The sequence below is a fragment of the Ochrobactrum soli genome, assembly GCF_003664555.1.
Classification (GTDB): Bacteria; Pseudomonadota; Alphaproteobacteria; order Rhizobiales; family Rhizobiaceae; genus Brucella; species Brucella teleogrylli.
Genome location: NZ_RCHH01000006.1, coordinates 177,092 through 198,079 on the forward strand (window position 1 = coordinate 177,092; position 20,988 = coordinate 198,079).

The window sequence follows — 20,988 nt, forward strand, 5'->3', positions numbered from 1 at the left end:
TCAGCCTTTAAAATCCCGTGCGAGCAGATAAAGCTCCACCGATTCCGCGCGCGATGCGGGCGGTTTGACGTGATGCACGGAGCGGAATTTCTGCTTCAGCATGGCCAGGAGCTCGTTTTCCGTGCCGCCCTGAAATGTCTTGGTCAGGAAGTGGCCGCCGGGCTTGAGCACCGAGACCGCAAAATCAGCCGCCACTTCACACAGATGCACCGTGCGCAGATGGTCGGTGCGACGGTGACCGGTGGTAGGTGCCGCCATATCGGAAATGACGAGATCTGGCTTGTCGCCAAGCGCTTCCATCAGCTTCTGGGGTGCTTCATCGTCGAGAAAGTCCATTTCCAGAAGGATAACGCCCGGCAGCGGATCGACATGCAGATAGTCGATGCCGACAACATGCGGGTCTTCATCGGTGGAGCCGACGATCTTGGCCGCAATCTGCGACCAGCCGCCCGGTGCTGCGCCAAGATCGATGATCTTCTGCCCCTTCTTGAGCAGGTCATAGCGGTCGTTGATTTCGATCAGCTTATAGGCCGCGCGCGAACGATAGCCATCCTGCTTGGACTTGTGCACATAGGGGTCGTTCAGGTGACGCAGCAGCCAGCGACGCGAGGATTCCTTGATCGTGCCTGCCTTTTTCTTCACGCGCACGTGCAGATTGCTGGTGCCCGCACCACCACGCCCACCAGTTTTGGCGCCCGTCTTCGTGCCGCCCTTGTTTCCGCCTGCTTTGCTCATTTTCAGTTGCCTGTTCTAGCGCCAACAGCGCATTTATTGGCGCAATTGCGCACGATTGTGCCGCCATGCGCCGTCGCGCGACATCAGTTCGGTCAGGATGCCTTCACGCAAACCGCGATCCGCCACCAGAAGTTTTTCACTCGGCCAAACCTTGCGGATGGCATCGAGAATGGCGCAGCCTGCAAGAACCAGATCGGCCCTGTCCGCACCGATGCATGGATTTGCCACCCGCGCCTCGAAATCCCAGGAGAGGAGGCGGCTCGTCATCTGCGTCACATCTTCCGAGCCCATCCACATGCCATCGACGCGGCGACGATCATAGCGTTCGAGACCGAGATGAATACCCGCCAGTGTGGTCACCGTACCGGATGTGCCGAGCAAATGGAAACGCGGGCTTGAAGCCAGTTGGCCCAAGCAGTGCCGTTCGGCAAAGCTGGACAGAAGCTCGGTCACATGACCGACCATCGCCTCGAAACTTTCCTGCGTGACATTGCGCCCACCGAAACGCTCGGCAAGGGTCACGACCCCAACGGGCAGCGACGTCCATGCCATGATGTGTTCGGCAAGACGCGGCGAACGGCGTTGTGAAACGTCGATCAGCGCGATTTCGGATGAACCGCCGCCAATATCGAACAGCACCACGGCTTCCGTTTCGCGCGCCACCAGCGTTCCGCAGCCCGAAACGGCCAGACGCGCCTCGGTCTGGCGATCGACGATTTCCAGTTCAAGTCCGGTTTCCTCGCGGACACGCTCCAGAAACTCTTCGCCGTTGGAAGCCGCGCGGCAAGCCTCCGTCGCAATCAGACGCGAACGGCGAATTTTCTTGCCCGCCAGCTTGTCGCGGCAAATCTTGAGCGCTTCAATGGCGCGCAGCATGGCGTTGTCGCTCAGTCTGCCAGTCGCGCTCAAGCCTTCGCCGAGGCGCACGATCCGCGAAAAAGCATCCACAACGCGAAACTGTCCCGGCCGGGTCGGCGATGCAACCAGTAGGCGGCAATTGTTGGTGCCAAGGTCGAGCGCGGCATAAAGCGGCGCTTCGGCGTGGTAGTGCCGTGGAGGCTGTGCCGTGCCGTTCTTGCGCTTGGCTTGAGACGATGCCTGCGCATGGTTGTCACGGCGCGGGGTTTCGTGGCCTTGCTTGGCGGTGTGTTCAGCGGCCCGCGGCGCGGCATTCGTCTGCTGCTGCGCCTGCTTCTTCTTGCGGGCGCGTCGGCGACGATTCGAAATTTTGCCGGGAGACTTGGCTTCCTGATGCGCGGCTTCTTCCGCAGCTTTCTGTGCAACAGCTGCTTCCGATCGCCGTCCCGCTTTGCCACGGTGACGACGGCGCGCACGCTTCCGCTGGCTGCCGGAACCCTTGTCGTCCGCTTCACTTTGCGGCTTTGGGCATCCTGAATCGGGTGCGCTACGCGCATTGCCCGCTTCTGCAACGGCTTCCTTGCGCGCTTTGCGCTTGCCGTTGTGGGACGGACTCCGGGCTTGAGCATTTCCCGATTGTCCGCCGGACGCCCCTTGATGCGCCTTTTCTACGGGGCGCTCCTCGGGGTTTTTCAAGGTACTGATCCTTATAAGCGCCGCGCGAACCGTCAGGACGCAAGCTGGACACTTCAATTATTACGTTGCCCTTAATGTAACAGCGGTTTCCTCTTTTACCAAGGGGCAGGCCGGTGAGACTCGGCGGAAAATTTTGAAAAGAACGAATGAATTGCGCCAAGGCGAAAAATGAGAGGGCCTTCGCAAACACGAAAGCCCTCTTTTGAAAGCAAAATGTCCGGTCAGATGTCGTAAGTGTGCGCGGCGTTGATGGTTGCGACAAACTGCTTGGTACGCTCGCGGGATGGGCGCGTGAAAACTTCATGCGCAGAGCCGGTCTCGACAATATTGCCCGATTCCAGAAACACCACATTCTGCGAAATCTTCGAGGCGAGGCGCAGATCGTGGGTGGCAATCACCATCGTCGTGCCTTCCTTGGCAAGTTTGCTCAGCACATCCACCACTTCCGAGGCAAGTTCAGGATCGAGCGCCGAAGTGGGTTCGTCGCATAGCAGCACGCGTGGCGAAGGCGCCAGCGCACGGGCAATCGCGATGCGCTGCTGCTGCCCACCGGACAAGGTCGATGGCCAGGCGTCGGCCTTATGGGCCATGCCCACTTTCTGCAACAGTTCCATCGCGCGTTCGCGGGCCTTGGCTTTCGGCCATTTCAGCACGGTGACGAGGCTTTCCATGACATTCTGGATCGCGGTCTGATGCGGAAACAGCTGGAAATTCTGAAACACCATGCCGGTCTGGCGGCGAATGGACTGAATGGCCTGCCAGCTTGGCTTGCGCCCCGGCTCGAAAGTCAGCGTCTGTCCGCCGAGCGACAACGTGCCGGATGTCGGTACTTCCAGCAGGTTGATGCAGCGCAGAAGCGTACTCTTGCCGCCACCTGATGGGCCGACAAGGGCCGTCACCGAGCCTTCAGAGATCGTGACATTGATGTCGTTGAGGATAACAGCGTCGTCGAAACGCTTGACGATGTGTTTCAGCTCGATCATGCGTTTGTCTCCAGCGTGCCGCCATAGCGCCCGAAGCGTCGTTCAAGCCGTACCTGAAGGGCAGACAGAACCGAACTCAGCGCCAGATAGATCAGCGCGGCCTCGATATAGAGGATCAGCGGTTCGTAGGTTGTAGCGACGATGCGCTGTGCCGACTGGAAAAGCTCCGGCACGGTGATGGCGGCGGCGAGCGAGGTATCTTTCACAAGCGAAATGAACGTGTTGGAAAGCGGCGGCACAGCGATTCTCGTCGCCTGCGGCAACACGGTGCGGGTCAGCGCCTGACGCCAGCTCATGCCAATGGAATAGGCGGCTTCCCATTGGCCCTTGGGCACGGACGAGATGACCGCGCGGATAATTTCCGAACTATAGGCACCGACATTCAACGTGAAGCCAATGAGGGCTGCCGGGAACGCATCGAGATAAATGCCAATGCTCGGTAAGCCATAGAAGATCACGAAAAGCTGCACCAGTAGCGGCGTGCCACGGAATATCCAGACATAGAAGCGAGCAATTGATGAGAGCCAGACCGGCGCGAAAAGCCGGACGAGGGCCGTCAGAAGCGCCAGCGCCAAACCAAAAACGAAGGACAGCAATGTCAGTGGAATTGTGAAGATCAGCCCCGCCCAGAGAAGGGTCGGGAGCGACTCGATCATGAGTTGTAGCCAATCAGGCACTTAGGTCTGCTCCTTCGCACGCAAAGCAGTGTCGGTTCAAATCGAGATGATCAGGCACCGGCAAGGCACTCTCATTCATCTTATACTGTTTGTGGAAAACGATCTCTGAAATTCAGTGGGAATAATTTTCTACTACACAATAAAAGAAGCCGGAAATGAATTCCGGCTTCATCGTTTATGTATCCGGAAGCTTACTTGGAAACGTCCTGACCGAAATATTTCTGCGCAATCTTGTCGTAGGTGCCATCGGCCTTGATATCGTCCAGCGCCTTGTTGATGGCTGCGACGAGGTCGTCGTCGCCCTTGCGAACGATGATGCCCGAAGCGTCAGCATTTTCCTTCTCTGCGGCGATCTTGACCGGAGCCTTCGGCTGCTGCTTCTTGAAGTCAAGGAAGGATAGGCTGTCATTGAGCGTCGCATCGGCGCGGCCCGTCAGCACGAGCTGGATCGACTGGTCGAAACCATCGGTCGCCACAAGTTCCGCGCCGGCTTCCTTGGCGAGCTTGCCGTAGTTGCTGGTCAGCGACTGTGCCGACTTCTTGCCCTTCAGATCGGCAAAGTCCTTGATCGTGTCGTTCTTGTCGTTGACGATCAGAACAACCTTGGAAACGATGTAAGGGTTGGAGAAGTTGAACTTCTTCTTGCGCTCTTCGGTGATGCCAACCTGATTGATGACGGCATCATAACGATTGACGTCGAGACCGGCGATGAGGCCGTCCCACTTGCCTTCGATGAATTCCGGCTTCACGCCGAGCTTGGCAGCCACGGCTTCACCGATTTCCACGTCGAAGCCGACGAGCTTGTTTTCCTTGTCGTGATAGGTGAAAGGCGCATAGGTGCCTTCCGTGCCGATCTTCAGAACGCCCGCCGACTTGATGGCGTCGAGATTTTCTCCGGCCATTGCGCCGGTGAAGAGAGCTGCCTGAATGATGCCTGCGGTAGCGATGATCTGAGCGAATTTCATTTTCGGTATCCGTGAACTGGTTGATGTTCTATTGATCGCAGAAATTTAATTCTAAAGATGCGTCCAAAACGACGGTAAAGACGCAATTATTAGGATTGAATCCTAATTATAGATCGAATTTTGGTGAATAATTCTAACATTTTTCGGGGTGGACCGAAAGGGTGGAAAAACCGTTCGCAAATGCGTCGGCACGCATTGATTTTGCCCGGTTTTATCCCGGTTGAATGCACAACGCCGCCAGACATGAGCTGGCGGCGTTGTGCTTTGTTAATATTCATCTCGGTTATTCAGGCTTGCCGTATCCGCCACCAGTCGGCGTGATGACGGTGAAGGCTTCACCTGCTTCCAGAACAGTCTGGTCGCAATTTCCTAATACGTCGATGGACCCGTCCTTGCGACGCACTTCATTACGGCCGGTCTGGCCAGCTTCGCCGCCTTCCAGACCGAAAGGCGCCACCCGGCGATGACCGGAAAGAATGGCAAATTCCAGCGTTTTCAGCGCGCGGATCGTGCGCCTGGTGCCGTCGCCCGCGTGCCATTTGCCCCTGCCGCCGGAGTCCTTTCGAATATGGAAGTCTTCCAGCAAGACGGGGAAGCGGGTTTCCAGAATTTCCGGGTCGGTCAGGCGCGAATTGGTCATGTGGGTGTGCACAGCATTGGCACCGTTGAAACCGGGACCGGCGGGCGCGCCGGAACAGATGGTTTCGTAATACTGATATTCATCATTGCCGAAAGTTAGATTGTTCATCGTGCCCTGCGCTGCGGCCATCGCCTTGGTCGCGCCGAACAGGCAGTTGGTGACAGCCTGACTGACTTCGACATTGCCCGCCACGACCGCCGCTGGATATTGCGGAGAGAGCATCGAGCCTTCCGGCACAATGATCCTGATCGGTCGCAGGCAGCCCGCATTCATCGGAATGTCGCCCTCAACCAGCACGCGGAAGACATAAAGCACAGCCGCGCGGGTGACGGGCTCTGGCGCATTGAAATTGTCGGAACGCTGTTCCGACGTGCCGGTGAAATCGACCGTCGCTTCGCGCTTTTCCTTGTCGATGGTGACGCGCACCTCGATTTGGCAGCCCTGGTCCATCTCATAGGTGAAATGGCCGTCCGGCAGCTTGTCGAGTACGCGGCGCACGCTTTCGGCGGCATTGTCCTGAACGTGGCCCATATAGGCTTTCACGACATGCTCGCCGAATAGGCCGATCATCTTTTTCAGCTCGGTCACGCCCTTTTCGTTGGCCGCGATCTGCGCCTTCAGGTCGTTGACGTTCTGCGTCAGGTTACGGACAGGGTAGGTCGCGCCAGTCAGCAGAGCGGCAAGCGCCTCTTCGCGGAAGGTGCCGCGATCGACCAGCTTGAAATTGTCGATATAGACGCCTTCCTGCTCGATATTGACCGCAAGCGGCGACATGGAACCCGGCGCAATGCCGCCAATATCCGCATGGTGCCCACGGCTTGCCACCCAGAAGCGGATTTCACGATTGTCGTCGTCGAAAACCGGCGTGCAGACGGTGAGGTCGGGCAGATGGGTGCCGCCATTATAAGGTGCGTTGATGAGGAACACATCGCCCGGCTTGATGTCGCTGTTTTCGCGGATGGCGGTGGCGACCGACGCATCCATGGAACCGAGATGCACCGGCATATGCGGCGCATTGGCGACAAGATTGCCTGCCGCGTCGAAAACCGCACAGGAAAAGTCGAGACGCTCCTTGATATTGACCGAATAGGCAGTGTTTTGAAGCGTAACGCCCATCTGCTCAGCAATGGACATGAAGAGATTGTTGAAAATCTCCAGCATGACCGGGTCGGCTTCGGTGCCGATGGCCGTGCGCGCAGGCAGCGCCTTGATGCGCGTCAGCACGACGTGGTCATGCGCAGTCAGGCGGGCCTGCCAGCCATCTTCGATAACGATAGTCTGGTTTTTCTCGATGATGATCGCCGGGCCGGTGACAGTCTGGCCGCGTTGCATCTGCTCGCGCAAGACAACGCCCGCGTCGTGCAACTCGCCCTGCGAGAAGAAGCGGGTCCGCTTGGCGGTTGCAGCTTCCAGATCGCTGTCGAGCGATTGGGCGCTTTCGGTTTCGCCTGCGCCACCACCCACGGCTTCGACTTCCACCGCGTCGATAACGAGAGCCTTGTTCTCCGCAATGAAGCCGAAACGGCGCTTATGGGCCGCCTCGAACTCGGCGCGAAGGCGGTCGGCATTGTCCTTAGCAGGGAAGGTGGCTTCAACGGAGAGCACGGTGTCGGTGCCCGCATAGCGGATGTGGGCGCGCAGATGACGCTGCACGGCTGCGGCTTCTATGCCTTGAGCCAGAAGTTCGGCCACGCATTCCTGCGCCAGTTCTTCACCCAGTTCTTTCAGGGCTGAAGGCGCTGCCGGATCGAGCGCGACGCCGAGCGCCTTTTGACGGGTGGCGCGAATATCGGCCAGACCCATGCCATAGGCGGACAGCAGACCGGACATTGGATGGAGGAGAATATTCTTCATGCCAAGCGCATCGGCAACGAGACAGGCGTGCTGGCCACCCGCACCGCCAAAGCAGTTGAGCGCATAGCGCGTCACGTCATAGCCGCGCTGGACGGAAATTTTCTTGATGGCCTCGACCATATTGGCCACTGCAATGCGGATGAATCCATCGGCAACGGCTTCCGGCGAGCGACCATCGCCAATTTCGGCTGCGAGCGCGGAGAAAAGTTCCCGCACCCGCTCCACATCGAGCGTCTGGTTCTGGTCCGGGCCAAAGATTGCCGGGAAAAATTCCGGCAGAAGCTTGCCCAGCATGACATTGGCATCGGTGACGGCGAGCGGTCCACCGTTGCGATAGCAGGCCGGACCGGGATTGGCGCCCGCCGAATCCGGGCCGACGCGGAAACGTCCGGCGTCATAATGCAGGATCGAGCCGCCGCCTGCGGCAACGGTGTGGATCAGCATCATCGGTGCCCGCACGCGCACGCCAGCCACTTCCGTTTCGAAAGCGCGTTCATATTCGCCATCGAAATGCGCGACGTCCGTGGAGGTGCCGCCCATGTCAAAGCCGATGACTTTCGGAAAGCCTGCCGTTTCGCCGGTTCGGGCGAGGCCGACAACGCCACCAGCCGGGCCGGACAGGATTGCATCCTTGCCCTGAAACAGATCAGCGGCCGTGAGACCACCCGACGACATCATGAACATGACGCGCGCGCCGGTGCGCTCGACATCCAGCTCATTGGAAACCTGCGCAACGTAACGGCGAAGAACCGGCGACAGATAGGCATCGACGACTGTAGTGTCGCCACGACCGACCAGCTTGATCAGCGGCGAAACCTCGTGGCTAACGGAGACCTGCTCGAAGTCGAGACCGCGCGCAATGCGAGCAATTTCAGCCTCATGTGAGGGAAACTTAAAAGCATGCATGAGCGCGATGGCGACGGATTTGTAGCCCTGTTCCTTCAGCGCAACCAGTACGGCTTCGGCCTCGGAGGGATCGAGAGCCGTTTCAACCGTGCCATCCGCCTGAACGCGCTCATTCAGTTCCACGACCTTTTCATAAAGCGCTTCCGGCTTGATGATTTCGGTCGCGAAGATGTTCTTGCGTTCCTGATAGCCAATGCGCAGCGCATCACGGAAACCCCTTGTGGTAACAAGGGCCAGCCGCTCGCCCTTGCGCTCCAGAAGCGCATTGGTGGCGACCGTCGTGCCCATGCGAACTTCGCCGATGGCACCGGCGGGAATCGTTTCACCGGAGTTCAGGCCCAGATGCAGGCGAATGCCGTGAACGGCGGCATCCTTATAGGCAGACGGGTTTTCGGAGAGAACCTTGCGTGCATGGAGCTGGCCCTGCGGATCCCGCCCGATGACGTCCGTAAACGTACCGCCGCGGTCGATCCAGAAATCCCATACTCCGCGTCCCGTTCCGCTCATCGCTGGCTCCCTCACACAAGTTATAAAGCGGGTCGCATTTATCCTATTAGGGTGACGCGCTCTCAGTATTTGTTTATACGCACATCCCGAAAACCGTTTCACCCTTTTCGGGGTATATTCCAAAATCTTCTTGGCGACTGGCTGCGCGACAGCCTTGACCCCGCTTTGATCCCATTGGCAGGACTTCCCGATGAGCGTGCTTTTTGAGAAAACCTATCCGCGTACCGTTCATGCGCTTGTCGATCATTTTCTGAAACCGGAAATGCGCGACGCGAAGGTGGAAGCCTGGCTGTTCGATGACCAGCCGAGCCGCTTTGCAGCGGAAACGAAGCTGCGCGAAGCAGGCGTCGAGGCGCGCCTGCGCTCGGCTTACAAGCCGCTCCTGCATTTCTTTCTGGAAGAAGTCGATGGCGCGGCGCTGAAGTCGGCTGCGATCCGCTATCCACGCCACGAAGCCTGCGTGCAGAACCGTTTCCTGCTCGAAACCTATCCTTTGTCAGTGCTGCTGCCGGAGGCGGAGGTGGCTTTTGCAGCTTCGGACAAAGACGATTTTCATTATGAAGTCGATCTGACCTTTACCGATGGTCATAGCGAGAAGCACCGGGTTTTTGCCCCGAACCGCGTGCATGTGGATTTCATCGGCGAAACGCTGGTCTCGCCAACCGGCTGGCTGACGGTCACGCAAGGCGGCAAGACTGAAAGCGCGCGCTATGAAACATCCTATGAAAAGCTCTTTCATGACACGGTTTCGACCATCGCGGCCCATGACTGGAAGCGTGGCGAACCTTATTTCGATGAACTGAACATTACGGTCAGCTTGCCCATCACCGACCGTCGCCTGCCTTACGATGAGGAAACGCTGAGCCTCACCGAAGCCATGCACGAGGATATCTATTTCTCGCTGCTTGAAGTATTTCAAAAAAAGTCCAGTCGTCCAGTGGGTGATCGTGGGTTGCAACCGGGCCAGATTGTGCCAGAAGTCTGCTTTCGCGATGCCGAGCCGTCGGTCAGAGTGGAAACGAGACCGCTTTCCACCGATGACGCGCTGACGGCAGAACAGGTGCTGGAGACGGCGCAAGCGCCGCTTTCCGCCGATCAGATCCGCCGTGAACTCGCCCGTCTGGGCGGTGAGCCGTTCGAGGCAAAAACCCGTTCGGGCAGAGCGGTGCGCGCGACCTATCGCAAGGGCAGCGATGCCGCGATGATGATCAGCGCCGGTCAGCATGCCAATGAAACGACGGGCGTTGTCGGCGCGTTGCGTGCGGCCAATCGGCTTGTCACGCGCGAAGGCGCGCATTTCACGATCTCCCCGCAGGAAAACCCGGATGGATACGAGATACACAAGCGGCTTTGCGCACTGCAGCCGCACCACATACATCATGCGGCGCGCTATACGGCGCTGGGTGATGATCTGGAATATCGCAGCGGCGAGGGGCTCTACGAAAAGGCCATTCGTGTCGAGGCTGAAAGGCTGACGGATGCGAAACTGCACGTCAACCTGCATGGTTATCCGTCGCATGAATGGACGCGCCCGCTCTCAGGCTATGTGCCGCGTTCCTTTGCCATGTGGACGCTGCCGAAAGGCTTTTTCCTGATCATCCGCCACCATGCCTCATGGGAGAGGCACGCAGAGGAACTGATCGACCGCGTAACGAAACATCTGGCCGCGATTGACGGGCTGGTCGCTTATAACAACGCCCAGATCAGGCTTTTCGAGCAGCATGCAGGCGAAACGGGTTTCCGCATCATCAACGGATTTCCGTGCCTTGTCGGCGTCGATGACCGACATACGGTGCCAATGACGCTCATCACCGAATATCCGGACGAAACGGTCTATGGTGATGCTTTCGTCAAGGGCCATACCGCGCAGATGGAAACCGTGCTGGCATCCTACGATGCCTTGCAGGCGCTGTTCCCATCCACGCCGGTTGCCTGAACGGTCTCGATTTCGAGAGTGAACTTTTATAAAGGAAAAAAAGCGCCGTTTAGCGGCGCTTTTTCATGTTTAACATCTGCTGGTTGAGATCAACCGCTGATCAGCTTCACTTCCATGAAGTCTTCGAGGCCCCATTTGCCGCCTTCGCGACCGTTGCCCGACTGCTTGTATCCGCCGAACGGGCTGCCCGGAGCGCGGGACGTGCCGTTGATCTGGATCATGCCTGCGCGAAGTTTGCGCGCAACGCGCTTGGCGCGTTCCGGGCTGCCGGTCTGGATATAGGCGGCCAGACCGTAAGGCGTATCGTTGGCGATGGCGATAGCTTCTTCTTCCGTTTCAAACGGGATCATGGCCAGCACTGGTCCGAAGATTTCTTCGCGGGCGATGGTCATGTCGTTGTTCACATCGGCGAAGACGGTCGGCTTGACGAAGTCGCCTTCGGTGAAGCCATCCGGGCGGCCAGTGCCGCCGGCAACGAGGCGTGCGCCTTCATCGATGCCTTTCTGGATCAGCTTTTGGACCTTTTCGAACTGAATCGACGAGGAAAGTGGCCCGATATGATCGCCTTCTTCCGCAGGATCGCCAACCTTAGTGCCTTCGGTGACCTTCTTCGCGAGTTCGACGGCCTTGTCATAGACCGAGCGCTCAACCAGCATGCGCGTCGGCGCATTGCAGGACTGGCCGGTATTCTCGAAGCAATGGGCAAGGCTGCGCTCGATGGTCTTTTCCAGATCGCTATCGGCAAAGACGATGTTCGGCGACTTGCCGCCGAGTTCCAGCGAAACGCGCTTGACGGTTGCCGCTGCGGCGCGGGAAACCGCCGTGCCTGCGCGCGTCGAGCCGGTGAAGGACATCATGTCCACATCCGGGTGCTGCGACAGCGCTTCGCCGACCACCGGACCTTCGCCATTGACGAGGTTGAACACGCCCTTCGGCAGACCGGCTGCATCGACGAATTCCGCAAACAGCATCGCCGACATCGGTGCGATTTCGGACGGCTTGAGCACGACCGTGCAGCCAACCGCAATCGCGGGAATGACCTTCAGCGCAATCTGGTTCATCGGCCAGTTCCACGGGGTGATCAGCCCGCAAACGCCGATCGGTTCGTGCACGATGGTCTGGTTTGGAAATTTCGGAGAAAGAATTTCTTCGAACTCGAAACTCTCGAAGGCAGCGACAAAAGCCTTGATATGCGACACGCCAACGGCAGCCTGCGATTCACGCGCAAGCGTGATCGGCGCCCCCATTTCGTGCGAAATGGCCTTGGCCATTTCATCCATGCGGGAATCGTAGATTTCAGCAATACGGCGGATATAGGCGATACGCTCCTTCGCGGGCGTTTCGGCCCATGCAGGGAAGGCTTTGCGCGCTGCCGCAACCGCGAGATCGATATCGGCAGCCGAACCGCCAGAGATCACCGCATAGGGCTTTTCATTGGCCGGATTGACGACTTCGATGCTCTTGGCGTCGATTGGAGCCCGCCAGGCGCCGTCGATATAAAAATCCGTTTTCTGAACCAGGTTCTTCTGAAGCATGGCGCTTTCCTCCGTCGTTTTTGAATTCCCATATGTTGTTCTGCAAGCGGATCCAGATCGAACCGGTTACATTTGCGGGCAACTCTAATGCCCGGATATGGCAGCGTCAAAACAGAAGGACGGATGGAACCATCAATTTTTCTTATTCATTATCGTAGGCTTCGACATCGATGCCGAGCGACACAAGGCCTTCCTCGATATAATCGCCCAGAAGCGGTGTTCCGATCAGGTATTTTGCCTCGCGCCCATTATGGCGTTCGCTTGCGGTGGATAGCGCGTCGTCCCATTCCTCTGCCGAGAAATCGCCGCGCCCCACCCAGATCAAGGCGAGCAATTCGATACGCTGATCTTCGTTCAGCGAGCGGATGGCGGCGAAAAGCTCTTTCCGGGTTGGGTTGTCAATTGACGCATCGAGAATATCGACATCCCTGTCGTCGCCGGGATTGGAGCCGGAATCCTCGTCCACCGCAGGCACTTGCACGTCATATTCGCGCGCCTTTGATATAATGAATTCCAGATTCTCCAGATTGTTCGTCAGCTCGACCATCGAATACCTCCGTTACCGGTTTTCTCAGCGTCTTTCTGATTATAGGGCGTCCGCTTCACGCAGGCGATAGCCAACACCGGTTTCGGTGAGAATATATTGCGGCTGGTCGGGCAGGGCTTCGATCTTGTGACGAAGCTGGCGCACATAGATGCGCAAATATTGCACCTCTGCCGCCGGACCCCAGACGTAATTCAGAATAAATTGATGCGTCAAAACCTTGCCCGCATGCTGCACCAGAAGGCGCAGAATATCGTATTCTTTGGGCGAAAGCTTGATGTCGTTGCCATCGACCCTGACGATGCGCCGCACCAGATCGACCGAAAGACCACCGCTCTGGAAAATCGGCTTTTCGCCTTGCTGTTGCAGCTTGTGGCGGAGCGCAACGCGCATGCGTGCCGCAAGTTCGCGCATACCGAAGGGCTTGGTCACATAATCGTCGGCGCCGAGTTCGAGAGCTTTCACAATGCCCACTTCGTCGGTGCGGCTCGAAAGAATGAGGATGGGCAGGCTGCGCCCTTCCTGTCGCCATTGCAGCAGGAGCCGGTGCCCGTCCATATCCGGCAGGCCGAGGTCGAGCAGTACCAGGTCTGGACTTTCTGCCTCAATCTTTTCGATCGCTTCGGTAGCATTGGCGGCTTCAACGGTCGTGTAACCCTCGGTGGTCAGCCCGACGCGCAGAAGTTTGCGGATCGGCGGTTCGTCATCGACGATCAGCACTTTGACGCTTTGCATATTCATTGCGTTGTTTCCGTTTCAGCGTCGCCGGATGGAAGCGGCAGGGATATGACGAAGACCGCGCCCGCACTGCTGTGGCCGCGATTGCGGGCGGATAAGGTGCCGCCCATCGCTTCGACAAAACCGCGCGCGATAGAAAGGCCAAGGCCTGTACCCGCTTGTACGTGATCACCCTTGCGAACGCGATAGAAGCTGTCGAAAATCCGTTCCGTGTCGTCGGCGGGGATGCCCGGCCCCTGATCGGCAATTTCCAGAATAAGCCGCGTGCCGCTGATATGGGCTTCGATGGTAATTTCAGAGGCGTCCGGCGCATATTTCGCGGCATTGTCGAGAAGATTGAACAGAACCTGTTCAAACAGCACCGCATCCAGCCGCAGCATCGGCAGATCGGCGGGTACTGATACGCGCACCGCATGGCGCACAAGAATTTTGGCGGCGCGGTGCAGGGCAGCGCCGACAATATCGCCGATATAATGCGGGGAAAGGTTCGGCTCCATCGCGCCTGCTTCAATCCGGGTCATGTCCAGAAGATTGGCGATGAAGCGGTTGAGACGTTCCGACTGATCCACGATGGTCTGATAAAGATCGGCCTGATCTTCAGCGGGCAAAGAGCCGTGATATTCACGCAATGTGGTGGCCGCACCCATGATGGCCGCGAGCGGGGTCTTGAGGTCGTGCGAAATCGAAGTGAGAAGTGCGGAGCGCAACTTGTCGGTTTCCGCAGCAAGCTTCGCCCGCTCGACATCCTCCACCAGTTGCACGCGCTCGATGGCGATGGCGGCCTGATCGGCCAGCGCTTCGAACAGTCTCTGCTGCTCTGGCGTGAGTATCGGTCCCTGCCGGTCATTGTCGAGACCGATAACGCCGACCGAGGTTCGCGCCGTGCGCAGTGGCAAGTAAAGGCGGCGCGCGCCGGGCAGCGTATCCGCACCACGTCCTGCGGGCAGATTGTGCTCCCATGCCCAATGGGCAGCGGCGATATCGGCATCGTCGAGCGTGTCGTCCGGCGGATATCCGGCGCGCACCGCGATGCTTTCGCGTTCCGGCAGCAGGATGACGGCTCGCACCTTCAGCATGGACGCGATCTGGAACGCCGTTGCCCAAAGGACATCGTCCAGCGAACCGGTGCCCGCGAGCTTTTTGCTGAAAAGATAGAGATCCTCCGTCATGCGCGCGCGCTGGCGCGCCGATGCCGCCTGACGCTGCACGCGGCTTGCCAGATTGCTGGCCACGAAACTGACGAGCAGGAAGAAGACGAGGGCGACCACGCTTTCCGGGTCCGCAATGGACAGGGTGTAAAGCGGCAGGAGAAAGAAGAAATTATAGGCGAAAGCGCTGATGACGGACACAAACAGCGCTGGCCACAGGCCAAGCGTTACTGCAACGCCGAGAACGCCGACCACGAAGACCAGCGCTATGCTGCGCACGTCGAGAAACTGGTCGAGCAGCAGCCCGACGGCGAGCGCCGCCGTGATGACCGCCATGCCAATCACATAGGGCAGGAGTTGCAGGCTCGCGGTTGGCGCGGCGGTCTTGACCTTGCGGGCAGCATTTGCCGCCTCCTGATCAATGCCAGCGGTGATGTGAACATCGATGGCGCCTGCCCGGCGGATCAGATCGTGCCCGACCGAACCTTCGATGATTTCACGCCAGCGCGGCTTGGCCGATTTGCCGACGACAACCTGCGTGAAATTATGCGTGCTGGCATAGCGGATAATGTCTTCGGCCACCGACTGGCCGGGAATGATGATCGGTTCGCCGCCCAACTGTTCGGCAAGGCGCATGGTTGCCGACAGCCGGTCTTTTTCATCCTCCGACATGGTGGCCGAGCGGGGTGTTTCAATGTAAATGACCGCCCATGGCGCGCGCAGCCGGTCGGCAAGACGGCGCGCATAGCGCACGAGAGACGCGCTACGCGGTCTTTCATCCACGGCAACAAGAATACGGTCGCCGGCAGCCCACGGACCCTCAATAGCATGGGCGCGCATATGGGTGAGAAGCTGTTCGTCCACCCGCTGCGCAGTGCGCCGCAGTGCCAGCTCGCGGAGCGCCGTCAGATTGCCGGGCGAGAAATAGTTGCGAATTGCGCGCTTCGCGGTCTTTGGAAGATAGACCTTGCCTTCATTGAGCCGTTTGATGAGGTCGCCCGGCGTCAGGTCGATCAGCTCTATATCGTCGGCGCGGTCGATAATGCTGTCCGGCACGGTCTCACGAACGCGAATGCGCGTGATCTGCGCCACCACATCATTCAGGCTTTCGACGTGTTGAATGTTGAGCGTGGTATAGACGTCTATCCCTTGCGCGAGGATTTCCTCCACATCCTGATAGCGCTTGGGGTGTCGGCTTCCGGGCGCATTGCTGTGGGCGAGTTCATCCACCAGAACCAGCTGCGGACGGCGCGCCAGCACGGCGTCAATGTCCATCTCTTCCAGTTCATGGCCATGATAGGCGACGCGGGCGCGCGGAATGATTTCCAGCCCATCGACCAGTGCTTCGGTGTCGCGGCGGCCATGGGTTTCGACAACGCCGATAACGATATCAACGCCATCGGCCTTGCGCGCCCTGCCGGACATCAGCATTTCATAGGTTTTGCCGACACCGGGTGCTGCGCCCAGAAATATCTTCAGGCGGCCACGCGTTTCGCGCTCCGCCTGTTCGAGCAGGGCATCGGGAGAGGGCCGTGTGTTGTCAGCGCGAATGTCGTCCGACATCAATGATAATGCTCCTGCGAAGCGGGCGGCGACATGAGCGCCACCCGCAATCTACCTCATTTTGCTGCGGTTCTGTCCAGAACTAGATTGAGTTTCAGGACATTGACCACAGCTTCGCCGAGAAAGCCGAGTTTTCGGTCTTCCACCTGCTGCTCCACAATGCCGCGCAGCGTGGCTTCGCTGATACCCCGCGCCTTGGCGACACGCGGTATCTGATAAAAGGCTGCTTCCGGCGAAATATGCGGGTCGAGACCGCTGGCCGAAGTGGTCACGAGATCGATAGGGATCGAGGCGGCAGGCGCTGACTGTTTTAACGATTCCGCCTCGCTCTTGATCCGCTCGACCAAGGCGGGATTGGTCGGGCCGAGATTGGAGCCGCCGGAACTGGATGCATCGTAGCCATCCTTGCCTGCGGCAGATGGGCGACCGTGGAAATAACGGTCACTGGCAAAATTCTGGCCGATCAGTTCAGAGCCGATGACCGTTCCATCCTTCTCGATCAGGCTGCCATTGGCCTGTTGCGGAAAGATTGCCTGCGCAAGGCCTGTCATGCCGAGCGGATAGATAAACCCGGTAATCACGGTGAGTGCGACGATCATGACCAGTGCAGGGCGAAGTTGCTTCAACATGGGTGAAAATCCTTATGCAAGGCCAAGGGCAATGAGGGCCATGTCGATGGCCTTGATGCCGATGAACGGAACGATGACTCCGCCGAGACCGTAGATGAGCAGGTTGCGGGAGAGCAGGGCGCCTGCGCCAACGGCCTTATACTTCACGCCTTTCAACGACAGCGGGATCAGCGCCACGATGATGAGGGCGTTGAAGATGATGGCCGAGAGAATAGCGCTTTGCGGCGTGGCGAGGTTCATGATGTTCAGCGCGCCAAGCTGCGGATAAAAAGCCAGAAACATGGCCGGAATGATCGCGAAATATTTCGCGATATCGTTGGCGATGGAGAAAGTCGTGAGCGCGCCGCGCGTCATCAGAAGCTGCTTGCCGATTTCAACAATCTCGATGAGCTTGGTCGGATCGCTGTCGAGATCGACCATATTGCCCGCTTCGCGGGCGGCAACCGTACCAGTGTTCATGGCGACACCCACATCGGCCTGCGCAAGCGCTGGCGCATCGTTGGTGCCATCACCACACATGGCGACCAGTTTGCCCTTGGCCTGTTCCTCGCGGATAAGCGCCAGCTTGTTCTCCGGCGTTGCCTGCGCCAGAAAATCATCCACGCCCGCTTCCGCAGCAATTGCTGCTGCCGTCATGGGATTGTCACCGGTGATCATCACCGTGCGGATGCCCATGCGCCGCAATTCGGAAAAACGCTCACGAATGCCGCCCTTGACGATATCCTTCAGATGGATAACGCCGAGCAGCTTGTCATCCTTGATCACGGCAAGCGGCGTGCCGCCACCCTTGGCAATGGTGTCGGCGATGGCTTGCAGTTCGTGAACGGTTTTTGCATCCGAAGTCGCGTTTTTCAGCACGGCATCCACGGCACCCTTGCGAATGGACGAACCGTCAATATCAACGCCGCTCATGCGGCTCTGCGCCGTAAAGGGCACAAAAGTCGCATGCAGGCTTTGCATATTGCGACCGCGAATGGCGTATTTTTCCTTGGCCAGAACCACGATGGAACGACCTTCCGGCGTTTCATCGGCAAGGGAGGCGAGTTGTGCTGCGTCGGCCAGTTCCTGTTCGCTTACGTCGGTGATGGGCATGAAGGCTGTTGCCTGACGATTGCCAAGCGTGATCGTGCCGGTCTTGTCCAGAAGCAATGTGTCTACATCGCCTGCCGCCTCCACCGCACGGCCCGACATGGCCAGCACATTGAAGCGCACCAGACGGTCCATGCCTGCAATGCCGATAGCTGACAGCAGCGCACCGATGGTGGTCGGGATCAGCGTAACGAACAGGGCAACCAGCACGATGACGGGGATATAGCCGCCCGCATAGGTCGCGAAGCTTGGAATTGTCACCACGGCCAGAACGAAGATCAGCGTCATGCCTGCAAGCAGGATGTTGAGCGCGATTTCGTTCGGCGTTTTCTGGCGTTCAGCACCTTCCACAAGGCTGATCATTTTGTCGATGAAGGTCGAGCCCTGCGCTGCCGTGATGCGCACCCTGATCCAGTCGGAGAGGACCTGCGTACCGCCGGTGACGGCGGAACGGTCGCCGCCGGATTCGCGGATGACCGGTGCGGATTCGCCGGTGATGGCGGCTTCGTTAACCGAGGCGACACCCTCGATCACTTCGCCATCGGAGGGGATGATGTCACCTGCTTCAACGAGAACGATATCGCCGACCTTGAGGCTTGTTCCGGCCACGGTCTTGTAATCGGTCTTGCTGTCGCCGCTCAGAAGCTTGGCCTGGGTTTCAGTGCGGGTGCGGCGCAATGATTCCGCCTGCGCCTTGCCGCGCCCTTCGGCAACGGCTTCGGCAAAATTGGCGAACAGCACTGTAAACCAGAGCCACAGCACGATCTGGGCAGAAAAGCCGACATTGCCGCCGCCTGTGGCAATGTCCTTTGCAAGCAGTACCGTGGTGAGCGCCGAAACGACGGCCACGACGAACATGACCGGGTTTCGGGCGAGGCTTTTCGGGTTCAGTTTGCGGAAGGCATCGCCGACCGCCGGGATAAGAATACGGGCATCGAGAATGCTCGCAGATTTGGACTGGCTCATAACGAGGCTCCAGTGGATGTTTTGCGAAGCGGACGCTCAGATCAGCCGGATGGCGAGAAACAGGATGAGCATCACGGCAAGGATCGACAGAATGCAGTTCGATGGTTTCAGCATCACAAGGTCTTTCCCTGGATCAGAGCGAGGTGTTCGGCGACGGGGCCGAGCGCCAGCGCGGGGAAGAAGATCAGCCCGCCGACAACCAGAATGACGCCGATCAGCAAGCCCACGAACAATGGACCATGGGTCGGGAAGGTGCCGGCCGATTGCGGAGCGATTTTCTTGGCGACCAGCGATCCGGCAATGGCCATGGCGGGAACAATGACGAGAAAGCGCCCCATCAGCATCGCAAGCCCGATGGTGATATTGTACCAGGGCGTATTGCCGGAAAGCCCGCCGAAAGCCGAGCCGTTATTGGCCGTGCCGGACGTATAGGCATAGAGGATTTCCGAAAAGCCGTGCGGTCCCGGATTGGCGATGGAGCCAAGGCCAGCCGGAATGACGGCAGCGATTGCGGTAAAGCCGAGGATCGACAGCGGCAGGCACAGCACGGCCAGCATCGCCATTTTGACTTCCCTGGCCTCGATCTTCTTGCCCAGATATTCCGGCGTGCGACCGACCATCAGGCCAGCCACGAAAATCGCCACCACAACGAACAGGATAATGCCGTAAAAACCTGCGCCGACACCGCCGATGATGATTTCGCCGAGCATCATATTGATCATCGGGATCATGCCGCCGAGCGCCATCATGCTGTCATGCATGGCGATCACCGCGCCACAGGATGCGGCAGTCGTGACCACGGCGAAAAGGGCGGTCATGGCGATACCGAAACGGGTTTCTTTGCCTTCCATATTGGCACCGTCGATGCCGAGTGCGTGGATCAGCGGGTTGCCGGCAGCTTCTGCCCAGTAACAAATGGCAACGCCTGCAACGAACAACACGCCCATGGCCGCGAAAATGGCCCAGCCCTGCTTTTCATTGCCGACCATGCGGCCAAAGACATTGGTCAGCGATGCGCCGATGGCGAAGATCGCAACCATCTGGATCATGTTCGAAATGGCGTCCGGATTTTCAAACGGATGCGCGGAATTGGCGTTGAAGAAACCACCGCCATTGGTGCCCAGCATCTTGATCGCCAGCTGCGATGCAACCGGCCCAAGCGCGATGACCTGCCGCGCGCCTTCAAGCGTCGTGGCCTGCGCATAGGCGCCAAGCGTTTGCGGAACGCCCAATGCGACGAAGGCAAGCGTCATCACGATGCAAATTGGCAGCAGGATATAAAGCGTGCAGCGCGTGAGATCGACCCAGAAGTTACCAAGCGTTTTCATGGATTTGCGAGAGAAAGCGCGGATAAGCGCTATCGCGATCGCCACACCCGTTGCAGCCGAGACGAAGTTCTGCACCGTCAATCCGGCCATCTGCGTCAGATAGGACATGGTGCTTTCGCCGCCATAGTTCTGCCAGTTGGTGTTTGTCACGAAACTGGCGGCGGTGTTGAAGGCGAGGTCAGCGGGCACATTGCTCATGCCCATGGGGTTGAAGGGCAATGCACCCTGAAACCGCTGCATGGCATAAAGCAGAACGAACCCGGTCAAGTTGAACAGCAGCATGGCGGCGGTATAGCTCGTCCAGTGCTGTTCCTCGCGTTCGCCAGTGCCTGCAAGGCGGTAGAGCCCGCGTTCGACCGGAACGAGAATTGGCGAAAGGAACGTTCGTTCGCCGTTGAAGACGCGCGTTAAATAGAAGCCAAGCGGCTTTACGAGCAGAATGATGATCCCGCAAAAAACGAGGATCTGTATCCATCCATTGATTGTCATGGTTTTTCCCAAGCCCCATTGGGCTGCAGCTCAGAACCGCTCCTCAGAACCGCTCTGGGCGAATGAGCGCATAAAGAAGGTAGATCGCGATGAAGATGGCGACCAAAGCGCCAGCGATATATTCGATCAGCATGTCACGCCCTCAAAGCTTTTCGCAGACGCGCAGATAACCAAAGAGCAGACCGAAAAAGCCGATGCCGAT

At 58.5% G+C, this 20,988-nt stretch carries 15 protein-coding genes; 1 reads left to right on the forward strand and 14 read right to left on the reverse strand.

What is annotated here, in order from left to right:
- From D8666_RS12600 to D8666_RS12625, 6 genes are all read right to left on the reverse strand, one after another.
- Positions 1 to 735: an RlmE family RNA methyltransferase gene (locus D8666_RS12600; protein ID WP_109367223.1), complete on the reverse strand. Its 735-nt coding sequence runs from the start codon at positions 733 to 735 to the stop codon at positions 1 to 3.
- A 33-nt stretch (positions 736 to 768) separates the two neighbouring features.
- The gene (locus tag D8666_RS12605; RefSeq protein ID WP_109367224.1) at positions 769 to 2,289 is read right to left on the reverse strand and encodes a Ppx/GppA phosphatase family protein; all 1,521 of its coding nucleotides are present in this window, start codon (positions 2,287 to 2,289) and stop codon (positions 769 to 771) included.
- A gap of 221 nt (positions 2,290 to 2,510) precedes the next feature.
- Complete coding sequence (locus D8666_RS12610; RefSeq protein ID WP_109367225.1) at positions 2,511 to 3,272, reverse strand: amino acid ABC transporter ATP-binding protein; 762 nt, start codon at positions 3,270 to 3,272, stop codon at positions 2,511 to 2,513.
- Positions 3,269 to 3,949 (reverse strand): amino acid ABC transporter permease, encoded by a 681-nt coding sequence (locus tag D8666_RS12615; RefSeq protein ID WP_121538242.1) that lies wholly within the window; start codon positions 3,947 to 3,949, stop codon positions 3,269 to 3,271. Before D8666_RS12615 ends, D8666_RS12610 begins: the two co-directional genes overlap by 4 nt.
- Before the next feature lie 191 nt (positions 3,950 to 4,140).
- On the reverse strand, positions 4,141 to 4,914 hold the full coding sequence (locus D8666_RS12620) for an amino acid ABC transporter substrate-binding protein (RefSeq protein WP_109367227.1): 774 nt from the start codon (positions 4,912 to 4,914) through the stop codon (positions 4,141 to 4,143).
- 283 nt (positions 4,915 to 5,197) lie between these two features.
- The gene (locus D8666_RS12625; RefSeq protein WP_109367228.1) at positions 5,198 to 8,821 is read right to left on the reverse strand and encodes a hydantoinase B/oxoprolinase family protein; all 3,624 of its coding nucleotides are present in this window, start codon (positions 8,819 to 8,821) and stop codon (positions 5,198 to 5,200) included.
- 190 nt (positions 8,822 to 9,011) lie between these two features.
- On the opposite strand from D8666_RS12625, the gene D8666_RS12630 reads away from it, so the two are divergent.
- Positions 9,012 to 10,757 (forward strand): M14 family metallopeptidase, encoded by a 1,746-nt coding sequence (locus D8666_RS12630; protein WP_109367229.1) that lies wholly within the window; start codon positions 9,012 to 9,014, stop codon positions 10,755 to 10,757.
- 89 nt (positions 10,758 to 10,846) lie between these two features.
- Here the strand turns inward: D8666_RS12630 and D8666_RS12635 are convergent, their stop codons facing one another.
- The 8 genes from D8666_RS12635 to kdpF all read right to left on the reverse strand — a co-directional run bounded on the left by D8666_RS12635 (position 10,847) and on the right by kdpF (position 20,919).
- The gene (locus tag D8666_RS12635; RefSeq protein WP_109367230.1) at positions 10,847 to 12,292 is read right to left on the reverse strand and encodes an aldehyde dehydrogenase family protein; all 1,446 of its coding nucleotides are present in this window, start codon (positions 12,290 to 12,292) and stop codon (positions 10,847 to 10,849) included.
- 142 nt (positions 12,293 to 12,434) lie between these two features.
- Positions 12,435 to 12,839 (reverse strand): DUF3775 domain-containing protein, encoded by a 405-nt coding sequence (locus D8666_RS12640; RefSeq protein WP_121538243.1) that lies wholly within the window; start codon positions 12,837 to 12,839, stop codon positions 12,435 to 12,437.
- A gap of 39 nt (positions 12,840 to 12,878) precedes the next feature.
- Positions 12,879 to 13,577, reverse strand: a complete 699-nt coding sequence (locus tag D8666_RS12645) for a response regulator transcription factor (RefSeq protein ID WP_121538245.1) — start codon at positions 13,575 to 13,577, stop codon at positions 12,879 to 12,881.
- On the reverse strand, positions 13,574 to 16,285 hold the full coding sequence (locus tag D8666_RS12650) for a DUF4118 domain-containing protein (protein WP_109367233.1): 2,712 nt from the start codon (positions 16,283 to 16,285) through the stop codon (positions 13,574 to 13,576). The genes D8666_RS12645 and D8666_RS12650 overlap by 4 nt, the downstream gene beginning before the upstream one ends.
- A 56-nt stretch (positions 16,286 to 16,341) precedes the next feature.
- Positions 16,342 to 16,914 (reverse strand): potassium-transporting ATPase subunit KdpC, encoded by a 573-nt coding sequence (kdpC, locus tag D8666_RS12655; protein ID WP_109367234.1) that lies wholly within the window; start codon positions 16,912 to 16,914, stop codon positions 16,342 to 16,344.
- 12 nt (positions 16,915 to 16,926) lie between these two features.
- A complete protein-coding gene (kdpB, locus tag D8666_RS12660; RefSeq protein ID WP_109367235.1) occupies positions 16,927 to 18,969 on the reverse strand; it encodes a potassium-transporting ATPase subunit KdpB in 2,043 nt (680 codons plus the stop codon).
- A gap of 113 nt (positions 18,970 to 19,082) precedes the next feature.
- Positions 19,083 to 20,786 carry a potassium-transporting ATPase subunit KdpA gene (kdpA, locus tag D8666_RS12665; RefSeq protein ID WP_109367236.1) on the reverse strand — a complete coding sequence of 568 codons (1,704 nt, stop codon included), beginning with the start codon at positions 20,784 to 20,786 and terminating at the stop codon, positions 19,083 to 19,085.
- 43 nt (positions 20,787 to 20,829) lie between these two features.
- Positions 20,830 to 20,919 carry a K(+)-transporting ATPase subunit F gene (gene kdpF, locus D8666_RS12670; protein WP_078336841.1) on the reverse strand — a complete coding sequence of 30 codons (90 nt, stop codon included), beginning with the start codon at positions 20,917 to 20,919 and terminating at the stop codon, positions 20,830 to 20,832.
- Positions 20,920 to 20,988: the final 69 nt, after the last annotated feature.